Source organism: Streptococcus sp. SPS1 (assembly GCF_030439915.1).
Lineage (GTDB): Bacteria > Bacillota > Bacilli > Lactobacillales > Streptococcaceae > Streptococcus.
Genome location: NZ_JAQFJG010000008.1, coordinates 90,594 through 99,151, shown reverse-complemented (window position 1 = coordinate 99,151; position 8,558 = coordinate 90,594). Strand labels below are relative to the sequence as shown.

Genomic DNA, 8,558 nt, shown 5'->3' with positions numbered 1-8,558 from the left:
AGCAAGCTCCTCCTTCAGCGTTCTACTTGCATGTATTAGGCACGCCGCCAGCGTTCGTCCTGAGCCAGGATCAAACTCTCATTAAAAGTTTGAGTTCTCACTCATTTCTGTCACTGACAGATTTATTATTTTTCATTGTTCAGTACTACAACAGTTGTTGTAGTGCCCTGCACATTGGTTCGTCTTGTTCAGTTTTCAAAGGTCTTTGTCACTTGCTTCTCTCAAGCGACAACTAGTTTAGTATATCACAGTCGTTTTCGCTTGTCAACACTTTTTTGAAACTTTTTTAATCTTTTTTTTCATCAAGTATTCCTACCGCAACATACCATAGTCCGTACGGGATTCGAACCCGTGTTACCGCCGTGAAAAGGCGGTGTCTTAACCCCTTGACCAACGGACCAGAGTTGTTATTTTCAACTCTTACTATTATACAGGCTTTTCTAACTTTGTCAACACCTTTTTTAAAATTTTTTTATTAATTTTACAACAGCTTCCGTTCGAGCTGTATGTGGGAACATATCGACCGACTGGATATAATGAAGATCATAGACTTCTACTAAGCGTACCAAATCACGAGCCAAGGTCGAAACATTACAAGAAATATAAACCATTTTTTCTGGTACATAAGTAAGAATAGTATCTAATAACTTATCATCCAGACCTGTACGTGGTGGGTCCACAATCAGAGCATCTGCTCGGTAGCCTTCCTTGTACCAACGAGGAATAATCTCTTCTGCCGTTCCAGCTTCATAATGAGTATTGTCAAATCCCATTCTTTTAGCATTTCGCTTGGCATCTTCAATGGCTTCTGGAATAATATCCATACCTCTTAGTGTTTTAACTTTCTTTGCGAAAGCAAATCCAATCGTTCCAACTCCACAATAAGCGTCAATCAAATGGTCTTCTTTAGTAACATCCAAAGCTTTTACCGCTTCGTTATAAAGAACTTCTGTTTGTTCAGGATTTAGTTGATAGAAAGCTCGAGGAGATAGTGAAAATTCATAATCGAGTACACCTTCTTGAATACTCTCTTGTCCCCAGATAATCTCTGTCTTTTCACCATAAATCTCACTGGTTTTAGCTGTATTTGTATTCACAGCTACTGTCACAACTTCTGGGAAATCTTTAACTAAGTCTTTTACTAGTTGGGTTAAATTAAGCTGACGATTTGTAACAATAATAATCTGAACCTGTCCAGTCTTTCTTGCTCGTCGGACCATAATAGTCCTAACACCTAGAACTTTTCTCTCATCGGTGATTGGAATCTGGTGATAAGTAAGCAATTCTGCTAGGCGATTAGCAATCACTTGGGTTTCCTTGTCTTGTACCAGGCAGTCTTTCAACTCTACTAAATAGTGAGAGTTTTGTGCATATAAGCCCGCCTTGACCTGATTCTTAAATTTTCGAGTCTGAAATTGTAACTTAGCTCGGTAATATTTTGGTTCCTGCATTCCAATAGTTGGACGAATTTCATAGTTTTCATATCCTGCAGGAGCAAATTTTTTCAGCGCTTGATGAAGCAAGTCCGTCTTGAACTCCAGCTGCTTATCATAATGCAGGTGCATGATTTGGCAGCCTCCGCACTCATTGTAAATAGTACAAGCTGGCACAACTCGAAATTTAGACTTCTTGTTGACCTTCAGTAATTTTGCCTCAACAAAGTTACGTTTAATAGAAGTAATCTGACAATAGATATCTTCACCTTTAAGAGCTCCAGGTACAAAGACTAATGTTTTTTGATAAAAGCCGATTCCCTCACCATTAATTCCCATGCGCTTGATTTTTAATGGTATTTTTTGTTTTATTTTTAGATTCATAGGTCTATTATACCATGGAGTTTCTAAGATATTTAAGAATATGTTACAATAAAAGCATGAATTCAAAAACACCTCGCTTTAGTATACTAGATTTCCCTGAACAATTACGAAGCTATATCAAGGGAGCTAATCTCTCTGATAGTTCTTCTCATTCAAGTGCAACTGTCCTATATATAGATTCAGGTTACTATTTAAAAATAGATCAAAAAGGCAGATTAGCTCAAGAAGCTAAGATTGCAAGTTGGTTCGAAACTGAAGGATTGGGAACTCCAGTGATTACCTATTTATCAGCAAATAAGGACTTCCTTCTGACTAAAGAAGCCATTGGCAGCAACGCTCTCTCTTTTTTAAATCAACCCGAAAAACTCTGTCAAACCCTGGCTCAAGCATTAAACAAACTTCACAGTCTTAAACCACAATCTTTTCCGTCGGAAAATCATCTGAAGCGTTATAAAGAAGAAGCCTTAAAAAACTATCAGGAGGGGACTTTTTATAACAAGACTCTTCTGCCTCAATTTCATATTCACAGTCGTGAAGAAGCTTACCAACTGATACAAGAGAAAGGTCACCTTCTCAAAGCTGATGCTTTTATTCATGGAGATGCCTGCCTGCCAAATTTCATCTTGAAGGATGCCTCGCATTTTTCTTGCTTTATTGACTTGGGATTGGCCGGTTTTAGTGACCGACATATCGACCTCTTTTGGGCAATTTGGTCCCTTCATTACAACCTACAAGATGCTACGTATGCTGAATTATTTCTCGACTATTACGGTAGAGAATATGTAGATATGGATAAACTCCGACTTGTTGCAGCTTTCGAAGCATTTAGATGAAAGGAAATTATGAAAATCACAAAACTTGAAAAGAAAAAAAGACTCTATCTGATGGAGCTTGATAATGGAGACAAATGCTACATCACCGAAGATACAATTGTTCGTTTTATGTTATCGAGAGATAAGGTGATAAGCGAAGAGGAATTGAAAGAGATTCAGGACTTTGCCCAATTTTCTTACGGTAAGAATCTGGCCCTCTACCACTTATCCTTTAAAGCACGTACTGAAAAAGAAGTCAGAGAATATCTGAAAAAATACGATATTGATGAAAACATCGTTTCTCAAGTCATTATTAATCTTAAAGAAGATAAGTGGATTAATGATGGCCAGTACGCTTATGCTATCATCAATGCCAATCAACTTTCAGGAGACAAGGGGCCTTATGTACTGACTCAGAAATTAACACAAAAAGGAATTTCAAAATCTACTATAGAAGAGAACTTGAAAGAATTTGATTTTTCGGAAGTTGCTCAACGTGTAGCCAATAAACTATTGAAAAAATATAAGGGAAAACTTCCAGCTCGTGCCCTGCAAGATAAGATTATCCAGAACTTGACTAACAAGGGGTTTTCCTATTCTGATGCTAAAAGTGCCTTTGACGACTTAGATAGCCAAGTCGACGAAGAAACGACTCAAGAACTCATCTTCAAGGAACTTGATAAGCAATATGCTAAGTATGCCCGAAAGTATGAAGGATACGAACTTAAACAGCGTTTAACTCAAGTTTTAGCACGAAAAGGCTACGATTTTTCGGATATAGCAAGCGCTCTTAGAGAATATCTTTAATATTTCCAAGTGAAATTCACAGATTTTAGGTAATTTTATGGTACAATAGTAAATGATAAACTTATAAATTGTAGAAAGTTGGTTAGTTATGAAGCTTCCAAAAGAAGGCGACTTTATTACAATTCAAAGTTATAAGCATGATGGGAGTCTCCACCGAACTTGGCGGGACACCATGGTACTAAAAACAACAGAAAACGCCATTATTGGTGTCAACGATCATACACTTGTTACCGAAAGTGATGGTCGTCGTTGGGTCACTCGAGAACCGGCTATTGTTTACTTTCACAAGAAATATTGGTTTAATATCATTGCCATGATTCGTGATAATGGAATTTCCTATTATTGCAATATGGCTAGCCCCTACTATCTGGATGAAGAAGCACTGAAGTATATTGATTACGATTTGGATGTTAAAATTTTTACAGATGGGGAAAAACGTCTTTTGGACGTTGAGGAGTATGAGCGTCACAAACGCAAAATGAATTATTCTGATGACTTGGACTATATTTTAAAAGAACATGTCAAAATTCTTGTTGATTGGATTAACAATGGACGTGGTCCTTTCTCAGAAGCCTATGTAAACATTTGGTACAAGCGCTATGTAGAACTAAAGAATCGGTAAAGTTGTCAAACTAGGGTGAAAGCCCAATGTCATTAAGTTAGTGAGCTAACTATTTGAATAGGAGATATGATTGAGGTCATCAAAGTGATTCTCTATCCTGTCTTCTATTTTTTTGCATAACAAATCATGAGGTTGGACAAAAACTCAATTTCAGGAGAAAATGAAGTGTATTCCCATAATAAAACGCATAATATCAAGTTTTTTAATACCTGATACTATGCGTTTTTCTGATTTTAAAGACTTTTTCCCAACCTCGGACTGAATCATGATCACCCGTCAAACGGGTGGTTTGTCCCAGGGCTATAAGCCCAAATTACCAGCCAGCGCCTAAAGACGCTGGCTTTCACTTTGTTCAAGCCTTATTGCTCTTGACTCGTCACTTGCCTCTCAAAGAGGCTTTAGTATTACTTACCACCATCCCTAAAGGGATCCTCATATTCTTTTACACTTAATTTATCTAGTGCTATATCATGCTTTACTCGTTCTCAAATTTTCATACTCATGAAGAAATTATCCACTGGATAATTTCTTTAATCTTGGATATATTTCTTAATTGTGGCTTCATTGAGTCCAACCGTACTCACATAATAACCTTCCGCCCAAAAATGCCGATTCCCAAACTTGTACTTGAGGTTGGCGTGTTTGTCAAACATCATGAGTGCACTTTTGCCTTTTAAATAACCCATGAAACTCGAAACACTTATCCTTGGTGGAATACTGACTAACATGTGTACATGGTCTGGCATCAAGTGACCCTCGATAATTTCAACTCCTTTATAACTACACAAGCGATGAAATATTTCGCTTAAACTACTTCGATATTGATTATAGATAACTTTTCGTCTATACCTAGGGGTGAACACAATGTGATAGAACACCTCCACTTTGTGTACGATAAACTATGTGCTTTTTGTGCCATATTTTTCTCCTTTCGCTTTACAATTGGCTTGAACACCTTTATTGTATCGCGTTCGGTGTTTTTTTGGTATAACCTTCGACGCGCACCCGCATAGCGGGTGGTTTTTGTCTCGCACCTAGCGGAGTGAGACGGACTAATAGTCACATAATCAGAAAAAACGCATAATATCAGATATTGAAAAAACTTGATACTATGCGTTTTATTATGGAAATATTTCCCATTTTCTCTATTTCTAATGACTTACTTCAGCTTCTTACATCTTGGAAAGAGCAACAAAAATATGAACTAGCAAAATTTGGTATCATCAGTAATCCAGAACAATTTGTTTTTACATATGTCGACACAAGAGGAAACATCAACAAGCCTTTACATGCTGACTATCTAAACAATAAAATGAAAAGCATCAGAAAGCGACATAAAGAGCTGGCACATGCTACACCTCATAAACTGCGACATACAGGAGCCACGCTTGCTAAACAAGCAGGAATGAGCTTAGAAGCTATCTCTGAGGCTCTAACACACAGTGACACAGGAACAACTCAGATTTATGTCAATACTTCTAATGTAGTTCCTATAGCAGTTGGTGAATTTGCTTTAAAGTCTCTAAAACAATAAGGTGAAAATAAGGTAAACTTTTGAGTGCTTTGAAACGTTGATATAATCGTATTGATTAACGTTTTGAGAATTGTGATGCTTTACGAGCTTTCTTAAGACCTGGTTGGAACAACTTTTGTTTGAATAAATTTCAAAAGCCTTTAATATCAGATATTCCTCCGCTTCTCTAAAAGCATTATTTCAATCAATTTCAACTAATTTCATCTGAATGGTGTGAATTTTGCCCTAAAAATACACGAATTGAGCTAGATTTTACCAAAAAGTTCACACCATTTAAATTGTTATTATTTATATATTTTCATATTGTAATAGAACAATAAAATTTAATTTTCATTGTTGCTCACTAGTCCAAAATCTGTAATTACTTTATCAACATTTAATACCAATTTTGTTTTGATTTGATTAACAAATAACTCGATAAATTCAAAATCTACTTTTCCATTTTTAACAGGCATCGCAACTTTTGTTTTCTTAAATGTTTTATCAATATCCCTCACCAATACTTGACTAAGTATTGGTTTAGTTTTATTTAGAACAGTTGTAAAGAATAGAGCATTATTTTCAGTTGTATCAAAAGTAGGTATTATTTTTCTAACAAACTGTCCCGCGTACCACTGCCTTCTTCTATAATAAAAATCTAGTTGTAATAACCCCAGACTCCAGACTCCAGATTCATTTAAATTTATTTCATTAACAAAACCAGTCGTTTGTAAAATCCCTTGATTGTTTGATGTTCTTGTTACATAATCATATTCATCCCCCTCTGTAAGAGCATTCTTATTAAAGCTACCAGTACTCTGAATGTTGAATAGTTCGCCAAGAGGAATTTCTGACCATTCCTGATTACTCAGTTTATCCATAAGTTTTTTTGAATAATCGTCTTTTTCAAAATCGACTGATGAAACCGCATTGAAAAATTCCCATGCAAAAAAATTTGTAACTGTAGCGCCTAAATCAGTTAAATTAGGTCTAGTATTTGGAGGTGTTGATTGATTCCAATCATTCCCTTTATTTACATCAATATTACCTTCATAATATTCATTATCAGTAAGATAATTTAATTGATTTTTACCATACTTAACTAAATCAACTACCTCTTGATATTTCTCACGTGCATGTTCTACATCCTTCAAATTACTATTAGACTTTCTACGATTACTTCTACTATAACCATCATTAGTAAAATCAATAAATTTAACAACATCCTTATTATCATGAGGCTCACCGACCCTAAAAACATAAATGTAAGTTTGAACATTTGATTTTCCTACAAATAGGTCAGTTGGCATTTTAATACTTGCTAACAAAGTATTACTTTTCAAAATCTCTTTATTAATTTCAGAAGCTTTTCCATTTCCTGCACTTCCTTGAATAATTACTGAAGCATATCCTTTATCCATCATAGATAAAGCTTTTTGAACAAAAATCATGCCATTTCCCTCAGCGGAATACGGAGGATTTAGAATAAAAGCTGTAGCTGGAAATTTTTTATTATTATTATTATCACCAAAACCATAGTTTCCATTAAATTGTGTCAGAGAATTTTTATTTAATATATTCGAAGACCCATCTCCCATCATAATCATATTTAAAATAGCCAACATATACACCGATGGTAAAATCTCTAAACCTAATAATTGATTTGCTTTTATTTCTGCTTGTTTCTTGTACAGCTCATCCGGAGATGTAATTTTTTCCTTAGCATCATTTAACATTTCATTCATTGCTGCAACTAACAAGCCTGCAGAACCTGTAGCAAAATCCCAAACATATGAATCTTTATCAATACGTGCTAGCTTTACTAACAAGGTAGAGACATAAGAAGGAGTCAGAACAACATCATTTAACTTGTCTTGAGTAAATCCTAACCATGAATACATTTCATTGAATAATTTACCCGTGAAATCTGTGTTTAGCCCTATCTTATAGTATATCCCTAAATCATCTACAATTTTACAAAACACACGTTTCAACTGGCTCTCACCATTAACGGGTTTATTTATATTTTCTGTAGTAAGTGTATTTTGTAAGGTTCGAATAATCATTTCAACTTTTGCATTTGGTAAATTTTTCTCATTTAAAAAAGAATTTACTTTTCTAATAATTATATCTCCATCAGTATTACCCACTTCCTCAGAAGAACGTAATTCATCTTTCCCTAATGGTTTAACCTTTTTGGGTACTCCTAAAGTTGAAATTATAGATGCAGCAACTAGATAAACTCTATCGTTTTCTCCTAAGCCCTTCTCACTTTGATATATATCATTATTCAACTTTGTTAAACTTAAATCGATTTCTTTTTCTCTTTGATTTCTTAGTTTTTCAACTTCTTCAACCGTTAACTCTAAAGATTTAATTTTTTCGATAAAATTATCAAAATGTTCTTCTTTTAAAAAAGAGAGGTCTGAATAGTCGCCTACTTTTTGTCCTATGCCAAAATTCTTTTTTGAAACATAATATACACCAATCTGAGTCTGAATTTCTCCTTCTTCATCTTTATAACCAGTAACACCAATAGAAATAATATCAGAGTAAGCTGTATAATGTAACATCGCATTTGCATAGTGCACAGCTCCATTAACAGCATAGGATTTAATATTAGAAAAATGTGGTTCATTATTAGCTTTTTTATTATATATCTGACCACTATCATCTAATTTTTCTAATTTATCTTTGTATCCTTTGTATTCAATTAGAATTGGCCATTTATCTGTATATTTATCTTCTAACAATAATTTAACGTCTGGGCGATTTCCTCCCTTTCCTCCACTTTTTGATAAATACTCATCTAGTGCATTATCTATATCTGTATTTAACGATTCTTGCTCTAACTTGTAATTTAAACTATACGATTTTAGCCAACCATTAACCAAGTCAGCTACCATCGGTTCTACTGATTGAATTTTTCCTTTAGGCATCTGTACAAACTCCTTCATAATGAAAATAAAATATCACCATTATTTTAT

General features: G+C 34.7%; 6 protein-coding genes, 1 tRNA gene, 1 rRNA gene and 1 pseudogene. 4 read left to right on the top strand and 5 right to left on the bottom strand.

Translation table 11 applies throughout. The features are described 5' to 3' along the window. The 3 genes from PCY12_RS07250 to rlmD form a co-directional block, all read right to left on the bottom strand. Window positions 1–86: ribosomal RNA gene (locus tag PCY12_RS07250) — 16S ribosomal RNA — on the bottom strand; the annotation flags it as partial. Between the two features lie 242 nt (window positions 87–328). Beyond that, window positions 329–400 (bottom strand) — tRNA-Glu (locus PCY12_RS07245). A 61-nt stretch (window positions 401–461) separates the two neighbouring features. Next, entirely contained in the window at window positions 462–1,817 is a 1,356-nt protein-coding gene (rlmD, locus tag PCY12_RS07240; protein ID WP_138702682.1) for a 23S rRNA (uracil(1939)-C(5))-methyltransferase RlmD, read from the bottom strand. Between the two features lie 56 nt (window positions 1,818–1,873). On the opposite strand from rlmD, the gene PCY12_RS07235 reads away from it, so the two are divergent. From PCY12_RS07235 to PCY12_RS07225, 3 genes are all read left to right on the top strand, one after another. Beyond that, entirely contained in the window at window positions 1,874–2,650 is a 777-nt protein-coding gene (locus PCY12_RS07235) for an aminoglycoside 3'-phosphotransferase (protein WP_049511264.1), read from the top strand. A 9-nt stretch (window positions 2,651–2,659) separates the two neighbouring features. Further along, the gene (recX, locus tag PCY12_RS07230; RefSeq protein ID WP_301352223.1) at window positions 2,660–3,436 is read left to right on the top strand and encodes a recombination regulator RecX; all 777 of its coding nucleotides are present in this window, start codon (window positions 2,660–2,662) and stop codon (window positions 3,434–3,436) included. Between the two features lie 88 nt (window positions 3,437–3,524). Next, a complete protein-coding gene (locus PCY12_RS07225; protein WP_000775316.1) occupies window positions 3,525–4,058 on the top strand; it encodes a DUF402 domain-containing protein in 534 nt (177 codons plus the stop codon). A 404-nt stretch (window positions 4,059–4,462) separates the two neighbouring features. Here PCY12_RS07225 and tnpA read toward each other — a convergent pair. Then, window positions 4,463–4,977, bottom strand: a pseudogene (gene tnpA, locus PCY12_RS07220) (IS200/IS605 family transposase). Between the two features lie 192 nt (window positions 4,978–5,169). Here tnpA and PCY12_RS07215 point away from each other — a divergent pair. Beyond that, window positions 5,170–5,592 (top strand): tyrosine-type recombinase/integrase, encoded by a 423-nt coding sequence (locus tag PCY12_RS07215; RefSeq protein ID WP_301352221.1) that lies wholly within the window; start codon window positions 5,170–5,172, stop codon window positions 5,590–5,592. Between the two features lie 323 nt (window positions 5,593–5,915). Here PCY12_RS07215 and PCY12_RS07210 read toward each other — a convergent pair whose 3' ends face one another. Next, window positions 5,916–8,510, bottom strand: a complete 2,595-nt coding sequence (locus tag PCY12_RS07210) for an N-6 DNA methylase (RefSeq protein ID WP_301352219.1) — start codon at window positions 8,508–8,510, stop codon at window positions 5,916–5,918. Between the last annotated feature and the right edge of the window lie 48 nt (window positions 8,511–8,558).

Coding starts and splice junctions, on each gene's coding strand:
- rlmD (WP_138702682.1), bottom strand. CDS start 1,817: ATGAATCTAAAAATAAAACAAAAAATACCATTAAAAATCAAGCGCATG.
- PCY12_RS07235 (WP_049511264.1), top strand. CDS start 1,874: ATGAATTCAAAAACACCTCGCTTTAGTATACTAGATTTCCCTGAACAA.
- recX (WP_301352223.1), top strand. CDS start 2,660: ATGAAAATCACAAAACTTGAAAAGAAAAAAAGACTCTATCTGATGGAG.
- PCY12_RS07225 (WP_000775316.1), top strand. CDS start 3,525: ATGAAGCTTCCAAAAGAAGGCGACTTTATTACAATTCAAAGTTATAAG.
- PCY12_RS07215 (WP_301352221.1), top strand. CDS start 5,170: ATGCGTTTTATTATGGAAATATTTCCCATTTTCTCTATTTCTAATGAC.
- PCY12_RS07210 (WP_301352219.1), bottom strand. CDS start 8,510: ATGCCTAAAGGAAAAATTCAATCAGTAGAACCGATGGTAGCTGACTTG.